Source organism: Methylocucumis oryzae (genome assembly GCF_000963695.1).
Taxonomy (GTDB): Bacteria; Pseudomonadota; Gammaproteobacteria; order Methylococcales; family Methylomonadaceae; genus Methylovulum; species Methylovulum oryzae.
Genome location: NZ_LAJX01000063.1, coordinates 1 through 17,955, shown reverse-complemented (window position 1 = coordinate 17,955; position 17,955 = coordinate 1). Strand labels below are relative to the sequence as shown.

General features: G+C 44.3%; 16 protein-coding genes and 2 pseudogenes. 6 read left to right on the top strand and 12 right to left on the bottom strand.

Going from position 1 to position 17,955, the window contains the following annotated elements; genetic code table 11:
• From VZ94_RS07150 to flgB, 12 genes and pseudogenes are all read right to left on the bottom strand, one after another.
• Nucleotides 1-753: DUF6531 domain-containing protein (locus tag VZ94_RS07150; RefSeq protein WP_045778707.1), on the bottom strand; the 753-nt coding region annotated here is incomplete at its 3' end.
• A gap of 242 nt (nt 754-995) precedes the next feature.
• Nucleotides 996-2,492, bottom strand: coding sequence for a flagellar hook-associated protein FlgL (gene flgL, locus VZ94_RS28310; protein WP_239649714.1), 1,497 nt, complete (start codon nt 2,490-2,492; stop codon nt 996-998).
• A gap of 4 nt (nt 2,493-2,496) precedes the next feature.
• Nucleotides 2,497-4,116, bottom strand: coding sequence for a flagellar hook-associated protein FlgK (gene flgK / locus VZ94_RS07135; RefSeq protein WP_045778705.1), 1,620 nt, complete (start codon nt 4,114-4,116; stop codon nt 2,497-2,499).
• A 258-nt stretch (nt 4,117-4,374) separates the two neighbouring features.
• Nucleotides 4,375-5,310 (bottom strand): flagellar assembly peptidoglycan hydrolase FlgJ, encoded by a 936-nt coding sequence (gene flgJ, locus VZ94_RS07130; RefSeq protein WP_045778704.1) that lies wholly within the window; start codon nt 5,308-5,310, stop codon nt 4,375-4,377.
• 22 nt (nt 5,311-5,332) lie between these two features.
• Complete coding sequence (locus VZ94_RS07125; protein WP_045778703.1) at nt 5,333-6,442, bottom strand: flagellar basal body P-ring protein FlgI; 1,110 nt, start codon at nt 6,440-6,442, stop codon at nt 5,333-5,335.
• 12 nt (nt 6,443-6,454) lie between these two features.
• A complete protein-coding gene (locus tag VZ94_RS07120; RefSeq protein WP_052700296.1) occupies nt 6,455-7,132 on the bottom strand; it encodes a flagellar basal body L-ring protein FlgH in 678 nt (225 codons plus the stop codon).
• Nucleotides 7,133-7,151: 19 nt separating this feature from the next.
• A pseudogene (gene flgG, locus VZ94_RS07115) lies at nt 7,152-7,941 on the bottom strand (flagellar basal-body rod protein FlgG).
• Between the two features lie 205 nt (nt 7,942-8,146).
• The gene (gene flgF, locus VZ94_RS07110) at nt 8,147-8,887 is read right to left on the bottom strand and encodes a flagellar basal-body rod protein FlgF (RefSeq protein WP_045778701.1); all 741 of its coding nucleotides are present in this window, start codon (nt 8,885-8,887) and stop codon (nt 8,147-8,149) included.
• Between the two features lie 24 nt (nt 8,888-8,911).
• The gene (gene flgE, locus VZ94_RS07105) at nt 8,912-10,180 is read right to left on the bottom strand and encodes a flagellar hook protein FlgE (RefSeq protein ID WP_045778700.1); all 1,269 of its coding nucleotides are present in this window, start codon (nt 10,178-10,180) and stop codon (nt 8,912-8,914) included.
• A gap of 14 nt (nt 10,181-10,194) precedes the next feature.
• Nucleotides 10,195-10,869 (bottom strand): flagellar hook assembly protein FlgD, encoded by a 675-nt coding sequence (locus VZ94_RS07100; protein ID WP_045778699.1) that lies wholly within the window; start codon nt 10,867-10,869, stop codon nt 10,195-10,197.
• 11 nt (nt 10,870-10,880) lie between these two features.
• Nucleotides 10,881-11,297 carry a flagellar basal body rod protein FlgC gene (flgC, locus tag VZ94_RS07095; protein WP_045778698.1) on the bottom strand — a complete coding sequence of 139 codons (417 nt, stop codon included), beginning with the start codon at nt 11,295-11,297 and terminating at the stop codon, nt 10,881-10,883.
• A 1-nt stretch (nt 11,298) separates the two neighbouring features.
• Nucleotides 11,299-11,691, bottom strand: a complete 393-nt coding sequence (gene flgB, locus VZ94_RS07090) for a flagellar basal body rod protein FlgB (protein ID WP_045778697.1) — start codon at nt 11,689-11,691, stop codon at nt 11,299-11,301.
• A 235-nt stretch (nt 11,692-11,926) separates the two neighbouring features.
• Between flgB and flgA the strand changes: the two genes are divergently transcribed.
• From flgA to VZ94_RS30375, 6 genes and pseudogenes are all read left to right on the top strand, one after another.
• Nucleotides 11,927-12,616 (top strand): flagellar basal body P-ring formation chaperone FlgA, encoded by a 690-nt coding sequence (flgA, locus tag VZ94_RS07085; RefSeq protein WP_045778696.1) that lies wholly within the window; start codon nt 11,927-11,929, stop codon nt 12,614-12,616.
• Nucleotides 12,617-12,772: 156 nt separating this feature from the next.
• Nucleotides 12,773-13,054, top strand: coding sequence for a UPF0175 family protein (locus VZ94_RS07080; RefSeq protein ID WP_045778695.1), 282 nt, complete (start codon nt 12,773-12,775; stop codon nt 13,052-13,054).
• Nucleotides 13,051-13,524, top strand: a complete 474-nt coding sequence (locus tag VZ94_RS07075; RefSeq protein ID WP_045778694.1) for a PIN domain-containing protein — start codon at nt 13,051-13,053, stop codon at nt 13,522-13,524. The genes VZ94_RS07080 and VZ94_RS07075 overlap by 4 nt, the downstream gene beginning before the upstream one ends.
• A gap of 209 nt (nt 13,525-13,733) precedes the next feature.
• Nucleotides 13,734-17,358 (top strand): annotated as a pseudogene (gene nifJ, locus VZ94_RS07070) (pyruvate:ferredoxin (flavodoxin) oxidoreductase).
• Between the two features lie 20 nt (nt 17,359-17,378).
• On the top strand, nt 17,379-17,756 hold the full coding sequence (locus VZ94_RS07065) for an Rpn family recombination-promoting nuclease/putative transposase (protein WP_275575162.1): 378 nt from the start codon (nt 17,379-17,381) through the stop codon (nt 17,754-17,756).
• Nucleotides 17,753-17,955 (top strand): PD-(D/E)XK nuclease family transposase (locus tag VZ94_RS30375; protein WP_275575161.1); only part of this gene is annotated, 203 nt, incomplete at its 3' end. The genes VZ94_RS07065 and VZ94_RS30375, both read left to right, overlap by 4 nt.

The window sequence follows — 17,955 nt, the reverse complement described above, 5'->3', positions numbered from 1 at the left end:
TCCGTTTTCTCGGGTATATTGCACGGTGCTGCTTTTTACTGTCAGGCCTTTATGGTAATTATGCCACCAGTGTAGTCCCATGGGATCGCGCGAGCGGCCTATTGAGCCGAAACCACTTTGATATTGATAGTTTTTGAGGCTGTTGTAATGTCGTCTAAACTGTAGCGGCGAGTCGCCTATGGCGGGTATATCGGTTTCATCTAATAATTTATTTCCTGTAATGAAGTTGATGGGATTGCCAACGGATGAACCACCAATGATGTTGCCTTGGTTACTTGCACTTGAGCCGTTGTGATTGCTGGTGGTGGAGCATGAGCCTCCAGGTGGGTTTTTGGTATCATCAGTCGGTGAAGCACAGCTTCCATATGCTACTTTGAAGGTCTTTGGTGTAACGCATTCATCACCTGAACGTCCAAAAGCTTGGAGAGGATAGTTAGTTGTTATTTGACCACTAGGAAAGTATATGTCACGTCTGTAACGGCATTCCCAAAATTTAGGGCAACCCTGAAAGTCGAATTGCGTAGCTCTTCCGGCAAGCAAAGTTACGTTAGTGTATATGCCGTATTGTATATTTAAAGGCGATTGTGCTAGTTTTTGTAGCAATTCGAGGTGATAGCTACAAGCTTCATCATAACTTGAAAAATAGTGCCAGGGACCACCACCATACTCCCAGTGATATTCAACCGCTTTGGCTGTGCTGGTGAAAAATGCTGTGAAAATGATTATTGGCAGTAAAAAGCAATTATGCTTCATAGTTCCAATTGTCTTAACAAATGTTGTTCTTCGAAAAAAAGTTCCTTCTCCATTCCATTATGCAACTCTGTACACTCATCACCAGCCCCATTCACAAAAAAAAGTTGCTGCATTCTAGCTGTTAAAATAAATCGTGGCTACTAGATTCTCTTCTAAATTGGGTTGATATTTAACGGTATCTGCCGTTTTCGCCCTCATTCAGTACCCTCAACCCTCAGCCTGTTTTGGTCAGGTTTAAGCCGTTAAGGCGCCTTCACTTCGCTGGATAACATTGAAGAGGTAGAAAAAGCGGTTTGGTCATTGGCATCAGGTAGTTTCGTGTGTTTATGAACCACCGCGCTAACCTGTGTGCTTTCAAAAGACTTAATGTTTCCTAAGGTGTCTATTAAGGCTTCTTTCACTTTGCCGTCATCAACATCAGATAACCAGCTCTCTAAGTTACGTGCGCCTTCATCGGGTGCGTCTTGCGCCCAATCGATAATTTCTTGGGTAGATTCTGGCGTGCCTATCCCTGCGAGTGCATCACCACTGACTTCAAATGCTGGCGTACCTAAGCTTTCTTGCTCGAACCATTCGCTTAATACGCCAACAGCGTCAGGATTACGCGTTTGCGGTACAGCATTAAATGCAGCTTCTTGTTTAACTCGACCTATTTCTTGATTGTATTGCTCTAAACCTGACCCCGTTTGCTTTGCACGCAGTGACGCAGGACGAAAGTGTCGAGATACGTTTGCCAGTTTAAAGAAGACCTGTCTCAAGCACGGACTTTCATTTTGGCATTTACCTGTGGGTAATGAGAAGTTACCACTATAGCTTACAAGTAATTCAACAACGATAACTGACTCACTTGTGCATAAGCTTGTTGTGCGGCTTTTAGCGATAAATCTTGCGCGTTTTAAGCGGGCAATAGCTTCGGAGTAGTCTAAATCTTGGGTGTTTGACAACACTGACTTTAAACTAATCTTTAAATCTTGGTTTAAGTTATTTTGGCTGTCTAAGGCTTTTAAACGCACACCGACTGATGATTGCGCGGTAATAATACGTTCTAATGACGCGTCAAAGTCATCTAGCGAATTGGTGTTAGGCGCATCGGCGCGTAAATCATTGGTGAATTGCTCAATTGCTTCAAATACATTGGTCATGGCACCCGCTTCAGGCAGTGTGCCAGAAGTCGTTGGCGTACCAAACACATTAATGCCAGGGTCTCCATCGGTTACTTGCCGCTCTAAACCAATTTGAATTGAGCGCGTATTGGTGTCGCCGTTATAGACATACACGCCATTATTGCTAGCATCTTTGCTAAAGGCTGGGGTATCGGTTTTAAATCCTGAAAACACATATTCGCCATTGGCGTTTTTAGTGTTCGCTAAGCTCAATAATTCACCGTTTAACAAATCCATTTCATTAGCAATGGTGATTCTGTCATTGGGCGAGTTAGTATCGTTTAAGCCTTGTATCGCTAATTCCTTAATTCTATACATCACGTCGGTGGCATTTTGCAGCAAGCCATCTTCCATTTCTAAGCGTTGCTGTGCTGAGTTGATATTGCTTTGAAATTGCTCGTTATCTGCCAAACTTTTGTTTAAATCAATTGCCCTAGACGCACCGGCAGGGTCATCGGCTGCCGTAAGAATACGTTTACCTGATGATAACTGCATTTGCGTTAAACTCAGTTTGCTTTGTTGCGTCAACATGGTGTTGACGCCAATTTGCTGTGACCATGCCGTTGAAATTCGCATAAAACTAACCTAATACGCCAAGTAACGTGTCAAAAATCGTGCTAGCCGTGTTAATCGCTTGTGCGGCTGCTTGGTAAGATTGTTGAAAGCGAATCAAATTCGCTGCTTCTTCATCTAAATTAACACCGGATAAATTCTCGCGGGTTTGCTTAGCTTGATTAAAAATGGCTTCTTGTGCCGAACTATTGACTTTTGCCGAGCTGGTTAAGGTACCAACTTTTGAAACTAACTGTCCATTGACTTCATTAAACGTCGCTTTGCCGGCTAACAGTATTTCTTGATGCTCTAGCGCAGCCAGCTTTAGGGCAACCGTATTATCACCGGGTACGGTGTCTGCGCTTGCCGAAGCGGCAATGGTATTAGGATCGCTTAACGCCGTGTCAATCTGCCCGGCAGCGTTATAAGTAGGCCGGATTAAAAAGCTATCATTGGCGGCAAGCGTACCGCTTATTGTTATATCAAACCCAGGCCCGTTAATGGTTAACGGTACAGCGCCAGAATAGCTGGTGGTCGTATTATCACTTAAGCGCGTCAGTTGAAAGTTGCTACCATCATAGTTTAAGCGATAGTCGCTAGCGCTAAGCTGCCCGATAGTTTGAGCACTATAGCTAGTCGTAATCGTCGCTTGAGATGTGTTTTCGTTAACGACTGCGGGCGCTGCGATATTAAAAAAATTCGCACCGGTAGCACCTTTTAAATCATAACCACCACTATGCAGTGCATTAAACGTCACCGCCGCGCCCGCCGCTAATAAGCCGATTTGCTGTTGGGCTGGGTCTAATATTTCATCTCTAAAACGTAGCTGTCCAGCTAAATCGCCGCCGGTAATTTGCTTAGTCACGTCTTGACCGTCTAATAAGATATTTTTATGAGCAACATCGGTATTTGAGCTGGCTAAGCTTAGCGTCGCCGCTTTATTGCCTAAAACTAGCGATTGACCGCTGCCAATAAAAACACTGAGGCTGCCGTCTTTTTGCACAATCGAAGACACACTGACTTTTTCGGCAATTTTAGCTACTAAATTATCACGCTGATCTAATAAGTCATTAGCGGTCGCTCCGTCATTAGCTTGAACGAGTTTAGCGTTAATTTCGGCAATACTTTGGGCATAGGCATTGACTTGCGCTAGATTCGCATCAATTTGATTATTGTTTTGGTCGCGTAACTCAGAAAATTGTCTGACCATTGAATTAAACTGCTGCGTCAAAAATTTGCCTTCCGTCAGCATAACCTGCCTAACCGGTAATGACGTAGGGTCGTCAGCGACTTCGTTAACTGCTGAAAAAAACGATGTTAAGGTCGGTGACAAACTGGTTGAATCGCCAGATAACAATGAATCGACTTGTGCTGATAGGGTATATAGCGTATCGGCTTCATTGTAAGCAGAAGTCGTTAAGGTTAAATGCTGATTGATAAATTGGTCGTAATTACGAGAAATCGCCGCTATGTCAACACCTTGACCCACATAGCCGCTACCGGTGTATTGTGCCGCGCGCGTGTCTAATAACACGCTTTGGCGGCTGTAATTTTCGGTGTTTACGTTAGCAATATTATGGCTAATCGTATCCAGCGCCACTTGCGAGGCGCTTAATCCCGATAATGCTGTGCCTAATATGCTTGCCATGATAACCTGCTTAACTGCGTGTTATGGGCTACCTGTTTTAAGCCGGGATAACCCAATAAGAACAAAGCCATCTCGGCATGGATTGCCGAGATCCAGGGAACATGGATGTACTTGACGCCTTTGCCATCCATGGCGCCTGGATTCCGGCAATCCATGCCGGAATGACGATGTGACCATAAGAGCTAAAACCGTCCCGTCATAAGAAGGGTAACCGTTTTATTGAATTATCTTAACGAGTTATATCACACCATTAAGATACTAATCGACGGTAGACGAGTTATCTGCTACGGCAAATAAGTCACTATGAAATATCTGCATGACTTTTTCGGCGTAACGTGGATCCGTCGCATAACCGGCTTGCTGTAGCTCATGCATATACCGTGCCGGATTTCCCGCATGTTGCAATGCATCATGATAACGTGGATTTGATTTAATAAACTTAACGTAATCTTGAAAACTTTCTTGATAAGATGCGTAAGAACGAAACCCTGAATTTACTTTTTTCGCCACGCCTTGATCAAATTCCAGCGCAGCGACTTTGGTCTGTTTACCCGTCCATGACTTATCCGCTTTAATATTGAATAAGTTATAAGTATTACTGCCATCACGCTGCCTTAAACACGATTTACCCCAACCCGTTTCCAACGCGGCTTGAGCTAATAACGCTTTAGGAGCTACGCCTAATTCGCGCGCGGCTTGTTCGGCATAAGGTTGTAACTCCCTAATAAAACTATGCGTTGGCACGCTATCATTGGCTTCCGCAAAGCCTATCGCGGTCATTTCATCGGATAGAGGCGCCGAGGTTGATAAGGCTCTGAGCTTAACGCCGCTTGGTTTTAATGCGGTTACTGGCTGTGCTAAATAATCTTGCAGCGTTTGTTTTGTCATAGACTCTTGTTCAGGTTTTAATTGCTTAACAATGAGTTCCGCAAGACCCAAATCAGATTTACCCGCAATATGCACAGCGAGTTGTTGGTCATACATTTCATGAAAAAACTGGGTTTGGCTACTGTCCATTAAGCCATCAGCGAGCTTTGCCGAGCGCATGTTTTTTAGAATATTGCCTAAAAATAACGCTTCAAACTGCTTAGCGGCTTCTTTAAGCGCTTCTGGCGAGTTTTTGGTCGCCTCCTGTTTTAGTTTCGCAATACCATTAAAATCAGTATAAACATCGGCGTAATGACTGGATAACATAACCGCCTCCTGACTATCCCGCTTATATAATGATTAATTCAGCGCGTATCGCACCGGCAGCTTTTAACGCTTCTAAAATAGCCATTAAATCACTAGGGCCAGCGCCGACATTATTAACCGACTGCACAATCTCGTTTAATGACACACCGGGATTGAATAAAAACATTTGGTTTTTTTCTTCTTCTATCGTCACATCAGATTTAGGCGTGACTGCGGTTTGGCCTTTAGCGAAAGGGCCGGGTTGTGATACTTGCGGGCGCTCGCTAATGGTAACGGATAAGTTACCATGTGATACGGCTGCCGGTTGCACGGTGACTTTGCCATTAATAACAACGGTGCCGGTACGCGAATTGATAATAATACGCGCTGACGCGTCGTCGGGCTCTACATTGATATTTTCCACCATAGACGCGAACATCACTTTTTGTGCTGGATTTATCGGCGACCTTACGCTTATAGAAGTTGCATCTATCGCTTTAGCGGTATTCGCACCTAACTCACGGTTAATCGCCTCGACAACCCGGTTAGCCGTCGTAAAATCCGGCGTTGCTAAATCGAGAATCAGTTCTTTGCTGGTGGCAAAAGCCGCATTGCCGACACTACGCTCTACCGTCGCACCGCCATTAATTCGGCCTACGCTTGGATTATTCACGGTAATACTAGAGCCGCTTTGTCCACTAGCACTCACGCCGCTGACAACTAAATTGCCTTGTGCCATCGCATAGACTTGACCATCGGCACCTTTTAACGGACTTAATAATAAGACGCCACCGCGTAGGCTTTTAGAATCACCAATCGATGACACAGTGACGTCAATTTTTTGACCCGGCTTGGCAAACGGTGGCAAATCGGCGACAACAGACACGGCAGCAATATTTTTAGCTTTAGGGTCTAAATCAGGCGGTAAACGCACGCCTAAACGCGTCAACATATTCACCAAGGTTTGCCCAGTAAATTTAGTCTTATCACCCGAACTGTTTAAACCCACCACTAAACCGTAACCAATAAGCTGATTGCTGCGCATCCCTTGTAATGTCGCAATGTCTTTAATGCGCTCGGCTGGGCTGGTCGTTGCCACCCCCATAAGCCCCAGTGCAAGTAACGCGCTAAGCACCGTGTTTTTAGTTAACATGACACGCTCCTGCTAAAACGGAAAAAACGGACTGGTCAAAATACGCCCTAACCAGCCCATTTTGCTGGCGTCCGCCATAGAGCCAGCACCGGTATAAATAATGGTCGCATCGGCTAATTTGTCAGATGACACGATATTACCTGCATCAATATCAATCGGTCTGACAATGCCAGATAAGCGGATATATTCATCACCTTGGTTTAAGTTAACAACTTTTTCACCACGCACTCTGAGATTACCATTCGGTAACTGTTCAACCACAGTGACGGCAATATTGCCCGTTAAACTATTCGATTGCGAAGAATCGCCTTGGCCTATGAACTCATGTTGGGTTTGTAAATTAGTTTCCATGCCTTTGCCCGACAACATGGCACTCATGCCCATTCCCAATAATACAGGCGCATCGGCAGTGATGCTGGTATCTTTGATTGCATTTAAATCGGCGGTTTTTTGCGCTTGCGTACGTTCTTGCAATCTCACAGTCAAAATATCGCCAACTCTTAGCGCCGATTGGTTTTCAAATAAACGCATATCGTAGCCTGCTTGATAAATCGAACCGTTATTAGACACGGGTACTCTTAAATCTATCGGAGCAACGGGTGCATAAGCTGGGTCGCGTTTAGGCGGTAATTCACCGCAAGCAATAGGCAATAGGCATAACGCGAGCATTCTTACAGTTTTGCTATTCATGGCTAAGCTCCGTTAATCATTAAAGTTGCTGCGTAACAAAGCCCAACATTTCATCGGTTGTTGAAATCGCTTTAGAATTCATCTCGTAAGCGCGCTGGGTTTCAATCATGTTAACCAGTTCTTCAACAACATTGACGTTAGATGTTTCTAACGCACCTTGCAAAATCGGCCCGTATTCATTTTCACCCGGCGTACCAATAATTGGCGCGCCACTAGCAACCGATTCACGATAGAGATTTTCACCGACCGGCTCTAAGCCTGTAGGATTAATAAAATTTGCGGTTTGTAATTGTCCTACTTGCACCGGGGTCGCATTACCTGGTTGCAATACAGAAACCGTGCCATCTCGGCCAATCGTAATGCTTAACGCATCTTGCGGAACCGTAATCGCAGGCTCTAGCACTAAGCCACTAGACGTCACTAACTGTCCGGTAGAATCAATTTTCAAAGAACCGTCACGGGTGTAATTAATATCACCATTAGGCATTAAGATTTGTAAAAAGCCACGGCCATTAATCGCTATGTCTAAGGCATTTTCGGTTTGTTGAATATTGCCTTGGCTATGAATTTTCTCTGTTGCAACGGTTTTAACGCCTGTGCCTAATTGCAAACCTGACGGTAACACATTGTTTTGTGAGGATTGCGCGCCGACTTGACGAACATTTTTGATACAACAAATCTTCAAATAAGGGTCTGGACTTTTTAAACCCTGTGGTATTTACGTTGGCTAAGTTATTAGAAATCACCGCCATCCGCGTTTGTTGAGCATCTAAGCCGGTTTTAGCAACCCATAAGGCTCGTTCTGTCATGTTATTCTCCTAATTATTGACGGTAGCGGGATTAAGTTATTCCCACACTAAACTTTTTACTTCGCACGTTAAAATCGTTCCCACGCTCGCTCTGCGTGGCAATGCCTTACAGCCGCTCCTGCGGCTCGTATCGGGACGCAGAGCGTCCTGTTATTGCTTCCACGCCGGAGCGTGGGAGCAATAAGAACCCCCAGTATTGCATGTGCTAAGCAATCTGCATGAGTTTGGTACTTCTGGCTGAGTTTTCATCGACATTACTCATTACTTTGGTTTGTAATTCAAAATGTCTTTGTAAATCAATCATCTCAACTAAGGCATAAATCGAATTAACATTACTGCCTTCTAAGACGCCTTGTGCGACGGTGACATTAGCGTTCGCGACTTGCGCTTGACCATCTTTAACATGCACTAAGCCGTCTTTTAATTTTTCAATATTATTCGCGGCTGGTTTTACCAATTTGAGCCTATCAATCACCGCGATATTGGTAGGATTCGCACCTAACGGCACAATACTAATCGTACCATCTGAGCCTATTTCCACCTTTTGGGCCGGTGGTATCGAAATAGGGCCACCTTGGCCTATGACGGATAAACCTGTTCCTGTTTTTAAAAAACCTTCGGGGGTAATTTGTAAATCACCTGCCCGGGTATAAGCCTCTTTACCGTCTGGGCCTTGCACCGCTAAATAGCCTTCGCCTTTAATCGCAATATCTAAGTCACGCCCGGTGGTTTGTAACGGGCCTTGGGTAAAATCCGTGCCGGGGCGCTCGGTTAGCGCATACGCTCTGGTTGGAAAACCTGGACCAAACACAGGCATACTACGAAATTGTTCCCAATCAGATTTAAACCCTGTGGTTTGCGCATTCGCCAAATTATTGGCGTTGGCCGTTTGTGCCATAAGCGTTTGCTTGGCACCGCTCATCGCGATATAGAGGCTTCTGTCCATGGCGTTAACCCTTTGTTATGTCTGTTACAAATTATTTAGCAAGTTTTGTACTATCGAGTTTTCGGTAGAAATGGTCTGTGAATTCGCTTGATACGCTTGTTGCGCAATAATTAAATTAACGAGTTCCGTTGATATATCGACATTAGACTGTTCTAACGTACCTGCCGCTATTTTGCCAAAGCTGCCCGTACCGGCCACGCCGCTAACCGCTGGGCCTGAATCAATACTTTGCCCCCAGTTGGTATCACCTAATTTGGCTAAGCCTTGGTTATTGGTAAAGCGCGCCAGCGCAATTTGACCTAAAGGCGTCGCACCACCATTCGTGTATTTAGCAAAAATTACACCCGATGAATCCACCGATAAACCGCTTAATTCCCCTGCCGCCAAACCATCTTGCTTTAACTTGTTAACACTAAAAGCCGATGCTAGTTGCGTCGTGCCTGAATAATTCAGCGTCATGGTCAAATCAGCTGCTGCATTGCCGGGTGTGTAAGCCGCTAAACTGACTAAACCGTCACTAGGCGAGGTTAACTTTCCAGTAGAATCAAACGTTAATGTGGCAGGTGTATTGCCTGCATCGACCGATACCGGTGCCGCTGGATTATCGGTAATATAATGATACGCCGACCAATCACGACCATCTGCCGTACTAGCCCCGGCAACAAAATACGTCGTTAATTTATGCGCCACACCTAACGAATCATATACCGTGACAGACGTTTGGTTGTTATACGAGTTCGGCACTAATGGGTCAAAGGTTTCAGTAGGTGTGATACTACTCGCTTTGAGATTAACGCTTAAATCAACCTCGGTCGTCGCATTTGGTAAGCCCGCACTGGTATTTAAATTTACTGTGGTTAACACGCCTTGACTAAAACCATCTTCAACCTTAGTGCCATTCGGTGCATACGCTAGTAAGGCTTGACCTTGGTTATTAACAATTGTACCGTCCGCATTAAGCTTAAATTGCCCGGCGCGGGTATACAGCACCGAATTTAAGTTATTGGTATCGTTAGCTAAAGTAAAGAAGCCTTCGCCGCTAATCGCTAAATCTAAATTATTTTCCGTCGCTTGCATCGTGCCTTGACCGAATTGCTGCGCAACCGCCGCGACTCTGACACCTGTACCTGGTTGGATTTTGCTAAGTCCCACCATATTGTTAGCGTATAAATCCATGAACTCTGAGCGTGATTCTTTAAAGCCCACGGTATTGGCATTAGCAATGTTATTACCGGTTACCGATAAATTATTAGCAGCGGCATTTAAACCACTTAATGCTGTTGAGAAACTCATATCACACCGTCCTGTTATAAAATTTGTTTAATTTTATTGACGCTCATCGAGCCTAAGCCTGCCAAGCTCACTTGTATCGCATTACCCGAACTGCTTAACGAAACGCTTTCAACTTTAGTCTCAATTTCGGGCTGGAATGCGGTGTTAACACCGCCAATCAAGGCTTCGGCTTGTACTTTATAAAGCCCAGGGCTTACCAATGTACCGGCATCGTTTTTGCCATCCCAAGAAAAACCTACCGTCCCAGCCTCTTTTTGGCCTAACTCTATTTTACGAATCACATCACCGGTGTCAGGGTCGCTAATCGTTAGCGTCACGACATCTGAGCTTGATGACAAATTAAAACTACCGTTAATCTCGCCACCCGCCGCTAACAAACCTACATCAGAGGCTACCGTAACATTGCGCCCGACTAAGCTAGCCGCTTGCAAGGCTTGGTTAGAACTTAATGAATCGCCTAAATTTTGCATAGACTGTTTTAAATCACCGACCCCAGATGCCGTCGATATTTCGGCCAACTGCGAAGTTAACTCACTGTTTTTCATAGGGCTGGTCGGGTCTTGATGCGTCATTTGCGTGGTTAATAATTTTAAAAACGCTTGCTGATCTATCGTCGTTGATTTATTGCTAGACGATGAGTCCTGCGTACTGCTAATTCCTAAACCATTTAACCCGGATACACTGCTCATGCTACGCCTCCTTACGAACCTAGTTTAAGTGTCTGTAATATCAACTGCTTAGCCGTATCTAACACTTCGACATTGTTTTGATAAGAGCGCGATGCTGACATCATGTTAGCCATTTCTTCTATGGTGTTAACATTCGGTTTGTAAATAAACCCGTTAGCATCGGCCATAGGATGATTAGGCTCATATTGCATAATTGGCGGCGCATCGCTTTCAATCACGCCTAATACTCTAACTTCACTACCCGGCTGGCGCTTATCGAGTACACTTTTAAGCTGTGCCGCAAACACCGGTTGCCTGGACTTGTATACATCACCTTCACTGCTACTCACCGCATTCGCGTTAGCCACGTTGCTGGAAACTAAATTAAGCCTGAGGTTTTCTGCATTCATGCCGCTACCGGCAATTCCGAAAATATTTAACGATGACATATTATTGTCCTTTGATTGCGCTCATTAACCCTTGAAATTTAGCACCGACAAATTGCAAGCTGGCCTCATATTGCACGGCATTTTGGGAATATTTCGCATGTTCAATATGCTCTTCGACGGTATTACCATCTAATGAAGGTTGTTGTGGATTGCGAAATAATAATTCAGCGCCTAATAATTGACGCTCCGATGGAATATGTCCGACACTGGTTCTATCCATCACCACTTGCGCAGGTGCTGTACGTTTTAAAATGGATGAAAACTCTAAATCCCTGGCTTTAAAACCAGGTGTATCCGCATTAGCCATATTAGCCGCTAACACTTCGCTACGCTTTTCTCTAAGACTTAACGCGGTTGGGTGTATGCCCAAGGCTTTATCGAAACTAATCGCCATTAGAAACCTCCCCTTTAAACAATTATTGATTGGTTATTCGGTAATAAGCACAATCTATGCCTAAATTAATTCCGCCGCGACAAACAATAGTACTTGTTTTTCAAAGGGTTATACATACAGCAGAAAAATACCAACCGTCAAAAAATTGGCTGGTTCAATAACTTGGCAAGATTTTGCCATTAGGTGGTTAGCGCGTGTGGCTTTAAACTACGCCTAACATTGTTGGGGTTTTATCATGACTAAATTTTGTTTTGCTGTTTTCACATATTGTATTGCGCTGTCTTGCTGGGCTACGGCTGACTACCAAAGTCATGAATCGATATACCAAAAGGCCGAAGCGGTTATTGTAAGTGGACTCGCGCTAGGCATTGACTACGAACTGGAAATGATTCCCTTAGACCAACAATTACAGTTCCCCCGCTGCCCTAAACCGCTAAACGCGTTTCTAGTCAACAAACCGATAAAACCCGGACGCCTATCTGTAGGCATACAATGCGAAGGCGAACACCGCTGGTCTGTGTTTTTATCCGCTGTACTGAAAATATTTGCCAATGTGTTGGTATTAACCCAACCCGTCTCGCGCGGCACCACGCTGACAGAGGAATTAGTGACGGTTGAGCGCCGTGAGGTATCAAGATTCAGGGAAAATTACTTTACCGACTTTACCCCATTACGCGATAAGCAAACCAATAAAACGCTCATCGCCGGAACCATGCTGACACTGAACATGCTTAGCCCAGCTATAATCATTAAAAAAGGCGATAGAGTGATGATTAAAAGTGCTAATCCCAATTTTGCGATTACGATGACCGGCGAAGCGCTAAGCGACGCCCATAAGGGACAGTTGTTACGAGTAAAGAACTTAAGCTCAGGCCGAATTATTAGCGCTACAGCAGCAGAGTCCGGGGTGGTGTTAGTTAACTAGTGTTAACCATTAACTGGCCTCTCTGTAAGTCTTATTTACCATGAGTTTCAGACGGCAGCATCGTGCCGAATATTTTGTAACTTAATTTCAGAATTAGAAAAGTTCATTAAAAATTAACATCCTACAGCCATACAATTTAGGAGCTCAGAAATTACCATGCACTTAACCATTGACATAGCCGACGATTTTTTAATTACGCTAAAGGAACAGCAAGGGGAATTTATCAAATCCATGTTGTTTCATCATGCCTTAATGCTATATCGAAAACAAAAACTGAGCTTGGGAAAAGCGGCAGAATTAGCTGGCTATGACCGCTTGGATTTTATCCAAAAATTGCAATTTGAAAATGAGGCTGTTTTTGATTATGAAACAGATTTAGTCAATGAAATGGTCACTAACATAGGGAAAACCTTAAGTTTGCTGGAAAATAAGCCATGAAAGTCGTTAGCAACACGACGCCCATTATTTCGTTAGCCTCAATAGGGCGATTGTCTTTATTGCCTGAATTATTTAATACCATTTATATTCCACAAGCCGTTTATAACGAGATAAAGCATAAAAAATCCTATGGTTATCAGGAAATAGATAAGCCGTATTTTGAAGTCCTGGCTATTCAAGGCAATGCGTATTTAGGGTTTTTATTAAATGAACTAGATCAAGGTGAAGCAGAAGCCATCTTTTTAGCCAAGGAAATGGCGGCAGACATACTGCTTATTGATGAGCGCATGGGCTATAAGATAGCTCAATCACAGAAACTCTACTGCATCGGCACGCTAACCGTATTAGCCATTGCTAAGCAAAAGCTCTTAATCAGCCAAGTAAAGCCATTGTTAGATGAAATGATACAAAAAGGACGCTGGTATAGTGAAAACCTTGCCCGTCAATTTTTAAAGGAAATAGATGAATAAAATTAATCCCAACAATCGGTTAAATGCCTTTGAAACGTTGTACTGACATCCCTTACCAGGCATCTGGCGCATTGCCACTCGGTTTCCATGGCTACCAAAGAATCGTGCTCATCCCATTTAATTAAGAGTAAGATTGAGCCAGCTCAAAAATGTTGGCCTATAACAAGAATAAAATAAATTTTCACAATCACTTGCTTAACGAGGTGTTTATGTCGAACAGGTCTAGCGCAACTATTGATGGCAATCAAGCAGCGGCGACTATTGCTCATCAGCTTAATGAAGTCATTGCAATTTATCCTATTACACCTGCGTCGCCGATGGGTGAATGGTCTGATGATTGGTCAGCGGCTGGCGTGACGAATTTATGGGGTAGCGTGCCTACCGTGATTGAGCTGCAAAGCGAAGCCGGCGCGGCGGGTGCCATTCATGGCGCGTTGCAGGCTGGAGCTTTGGCGACAACGTTTTACCGCTTCGCAAGGCTTGTTATTAATGCTGCCGAATATGTTTAAAATCGCTGGCGAGTTAACTCCAACCGTGTTTCATATCGCGGCGCGTTCGGTTGCTAGCCAAGCGTTATCGATTTTCGGGGACCATAGCGATGTGATGGCGGCAAGAACGACGGGATTCGCGATGTTATGCGCAAACTCGCCGCAAGAAGTGTTAGATTTTGCGTTAATTGCCCAAGTAGCCACGCTAGAAAGCCGCATTCCTATCTTGCATTTTTTCGATGGTTTTAGAACCTCGCACGAAATCGCTAAAATTGAGCTATTAGCGCCTGAGCTGTTACAGGCCATGTTGCCCGAGTCAGCGATTAACGCGCATAAACAACGCCGGTTATCACCGATGAATCCGGTACTGCGTGGCACGGCACAAAACCCTGATGTATTTTTCCAAGCGCGGGAAGCGGCTAATCCGTTTTATCAAGCCATGCCCGATATTGTCGCCAACACGATGCTGCGTTTTGCTGAGTTAACCGGACGTCACTATCATTTATTTGATTATGTCGGTGCTGATAACGCAGAACGCGTCATTGTGTTAATGGGTTCGGGAGCTGAAGCCGTGCATGAGGTGGTTGATTATTTGACCCGACAAGGTGAAGCGGTAGGTGTGTTAAAAGTGCGTTTATTCCGCCCCTTTGCTGTCGAACAATTATTAACGTCCTTACCTATTAGCGTTAAAAAAATTGCTGTACTCGATAGAACTAAAGAGCCAGGCGCTGATGGTGAGCCGTTGTATAAAGATATCGTCACCGCCTTAGCACAAGATTTTTCTCGTTTCGGGGCTATGCCTGTCGTTGTCGGTGGTCGTTATGGCTTATCGTCGAAAGAATTCACCCCCGGCATGATTAAAGCGGTATTTGATGAATTAAACCAACTCAAGCCGAAAAATCATTTTACGGTTGGCATTGTCGATGATGTGACCCATACCAGCTTAGCCTGGGATAACGCGTATCGCACCGATGCGCATGATGGGATGTTTCAAGCCATGTTTTATGGCTTAGGTAGCGATGGCACGGTAGGCGCTAATAAAAATACCATTAAAATCATTGGCGAAGAAACCGAGTTATTTGCACAAGGCTATTTCGTTTATGACTCGAAAAAATCCGGTGCCGTCACTGTGTCACATTTACGCTTTGGCCCTAAACCGATACGCTCGACTTATTTAATCGCCGATAACGATGCGCAGTTTATCGGCTGCCATCAACGTATTTTCTTAGAGCGTTACGACATGTTAATAAACGCTGCTGAGCAAGCGGTGTTTTTATTAAATACGCCAGAAGCCCCTGACCAGGTTTGGGCTTCGTTACCGCCAGCGACACAACAGCAAATTCAAGCTAAGCGTTTGCGTTTTTATGCGATAGACGGTTATCAAGTGGCGCAAGCCTGTGGTATGGGTAAACGTATTAACACGATTATGCAAACTTGTTTCTTTGCCATTTCTGGCGTGTTGCCTAAAGACGACGCTATTGCAGCCATTAAACATGCGGTAGAAAAAACCTATGGTAAAAAAGGTCAACGTATTGTCGAGTTAAACTTCCAAGCGATTGATGCAACCTTAGCCAATTTGCATTTAATCGATTACCCTAAACAATCCGACGCGATAACCATTGCGCCCATCGTGTCGCGTATCCCTGAGTCTGCGCCTGAATTTGTCAAAGCCGTTACCGCTAAAATCATCCAAGGTTACGGCGATTGTTTACCGGTAAGCGCGATGCCTATTGATGGTACGTTTCCTACCGGCACGGCACAATATGAAAAACGCAATTTAGCCTTGCAAATACCGGTTTGGGAAACTGATTTATGTACACAATGCGGTAAATGCGTAATGGTCTGTCCGCATGGCGTGATTCGTAGCAAGATTTTTCCTAACCAGGCATTAGAACAAGCACCGCCCACATTTAAACACATGGCGATGTTAGGCAAAGATTTTCCTGACGGACTCGCGATGAGTTATCAAGTCGCGCCAGAAGACTGCACCGGTTGTACCTTATGCGTCGATATTTGCCCGATTCGTGATAAGTCTAATGTCAGTCGTAAAGCGTTAAATATGCAAGAGCAAACCGCGTTGTTAAGCGCTGAGCGCGAGAATTGGGAGTTCTTTTTGAGTTTGCCTGAATATGACCGGCGCTTATTAAAACCTAACACGATTAAAGGCTCTATGGTCATGCAGCCTTTATTTGAATTTTCCGGCGCTTGCGTAGGCTGTGGCGAAACGCCTTATATTAAACTCGCATCGCAATTATTTGGTGACCGTATGGTCGTGGCTAATGCCACAGGTTGTTCGTCTATTTATGGCGGCAATTTACCAACAACGCCGTGGACCAAAAATGACCAGGGACGAGGGCCGGCGTGGAATAATTCATTGTTTGAAGACAATGCCGAATTTGGCTTAGGCATACGCGTGGCTATTGATAAGCAAACCAGTTATGCACACGAATTACTAGCGGCATTAGCAAACCAGCTTCCCCCCGATTTAGTAAGCGCGTTGTTAAAACGCCGACCAATCCGATGAAGCCGGTATTTATGAACAACGCCAACGCGTTGCCGAATTAAAACAATATTTGTCTGGCTTGTCTGACCGTAAAGCCCACGCATTGTTAGACATCGCCGACACCTTATGCAAGCACAGCGTTTGGATTATAGGCGGTGATGGTTGGGCGTATGACATCGGTTATGGCGGTTTAGACCATGTTTTAGCCAGTGGTCGCAACGTCAACATCTTAGTGTTAGATACAGAAGTCTATTCCAATACCGGTGGTCAAACCTCTAAATCCACACCTTTAGGGGCCGTTGCTAAGTTTTCTGCAGCAGGTAAGGCCACGGCAAAAAAAAGATTTAGCGTTATTAGCGATGGATTATCCCAATGTTTATGTCGCGCATGTGGCTTATGCGGGTAAAGACATTCAAACCTTAAACGCGTTTTTAGAAGCCGAAGCCCATGACGGCCCTTCGTTGATTATTGCTTATTCGCCTTGTATCGCTCATGGTGTTGATCTGTCGAATAACCATAGGCAACAAAATCTTGCCGTGAAAAGTGGCCATTGGCCGTTGTTCCGCTTTGACCCTAACAAATTAAAACAAGGCAAAAACCCCATGCACTTAGATTCGGCAGAACCGTCTATTCCTTATCGCGATTTTGTCATGACGGAAAACGCGTTTTAGTATGTTATGGCAATCACACCCTGATGCCGCTGAAGCGTTTTTAAAACAAGCGCAACAAGACGTGACGCATCGTTATCATTATTACAAACAACTCGCCGAATTGGATTGGTCAGATGCGACGTCGGTGTCGGCGGTGAAGGCGCAGGTGAAAACCAGCACATTGACAGGATAGTTTTAGCGAGCTTTAACTTTATGCCTAAAAAATACCTTAACCCCTACACTGATTTCGGTTTTAAAAAGCTCTTCGGCGAAGAAGCGAGCAAAGAGCTGCTCATTGATTTTCTTAATCAATTATTGCCTAAACATCATCAAATTGCTGGGTTAAGCTTTAAAAACCCCGAACGCTTGGCAAATACAGCGAAACAGCGTAAAGCTATATTTGATATTTACTGCCAAACCGCTAAGGGCGAGCGCTTTATTGTTGAAATGCAAAAAGCCAAAGTGAAATATTTTAAAGATCGCGCGTTGTTTTATTCGACCTTTCCTATCAGAGACCAAGGTAAAAAAAGGCGAATGGAATTTTGCGTTATTACCGATTTATTTTGTCGCCATTTTAGATTTTCGCTATGACGAAGAAGAAGAAAAAACGCAAATTTTTACGCGATGTTTGTTTAAGAGACCAAGACGGCGATGTCTTTTTTGATAAATTGCATTTTAAGTTTTTGCAAATGCCGCTCTTTACCCTGCAAGAGCATGAGTTAAGCACACACTTTGATAAATGGGTTTATTTTTTAAAAAAAAACTTAGAGCACTTTGACCATATACCGGC

What these genes read in the sequence shown, in the direction of transcription:
- flgJ (WP_045778704.1), bottom strand. Translation starts at nt 5,310, where the DNA reads ATGTTATCCAGTCATTACGCCGATGTTTATACTGATTTTAATGGTATT.
- flgL (WP_239649714.1), bottom strand. Translation starts at nt 2,492, where the DNA reads ATGCGAATTTCAACGGCATGGTCACAGCAAATTGGCGTCAACACCATG.
- flgE (WP_045778700.1), bottom strand. Translation starts at nt 10,180, where the DNA reads ATGAGTTTCTCAACAGCATTAAGTGGTTTAAATGCCGCTGCTAATAAT.
- VZ94_RS07065 (WP_275575162.1), top strand. Translation starts at nt 17,379, where the DNA reads ATGCCTAAAAAATACCTTAACCCCTACACTGATTTCGGTTTTAAAAAG.
- flgC (WP_045778698.1), bottom strand. Translation starts at nt 11,297, where the DNA reads ATGTCATCGTTAAATATTTTCGGAATTGCCGGTAGCGGCATGAATGCA.
- flgA (WP_045778696.1), top strand. Translation starts at nt 11,927, where the DNA reads ATGACTAAATTTTGTTTTGCTGTTTTCACATATTGTATTGCGCTGTCT.
- VZ94_RS07120 (WP_052700296.1), bottom strand. Translation starts at nt 7,132, where the DNA reads ATGAATAGCAAAACTGTAAGAATGCTCGCGTTATGCCTATTGCCTATT.
- flgB (WP_045778697.1), bottom strand. Translation starts at nt 11,691, where the DNA reads ATGGCGATTAGTTTCGATAAAGCCTTGGGCATACACCCAACCGCGTTA.
- flgF (WP_045778701.1), bottom strand. Translation starts at nt 8,887, where the DNA reads ATGGACAGAAGCCTCTATATCGCGATGAGCGGTGCCAAGCAAACGCTT.
- VZ94_RS07125 (WP_045778703.1), bottom strand. Translation starts at nt 6,442, where the DNA reads ATGTTAACTAAAAACACGGTGCTTAGCGCGTTACTTGCACTGGGGCTT.
- flgK (WP_045778705.1), bottom strand. Translation starts at nt 4,116, where the DNA reads ATGGCAAGCATATTAGGCACAGCATTATCGGGATTAAGCGCCTCGCAA.
- VZ94_RS07075 (WP_045778694.1), top strand. Translation starts at nt 13,051, where the DNA reads ATGAAAGTCGTTAGCAACACGACGCCCATTATTTCGTTAGCCTCAATA.
- VZ94_RS07100 (WP_045778699.1), bottom strand. Translation starts at nt 10,869, where the DNA reads ATGAGCAGTGTATCCGGGTTAAATGGTTTAGGAATTAGCAGTACGCAG.
- VZ94_RS07080 (WP_045778695.1), top strand. Translation starts at nt 12,773, where the DNA reads ATGCACTTAACCATTGACATAGCCGACGATTTTTTAATTACGCTAAAG.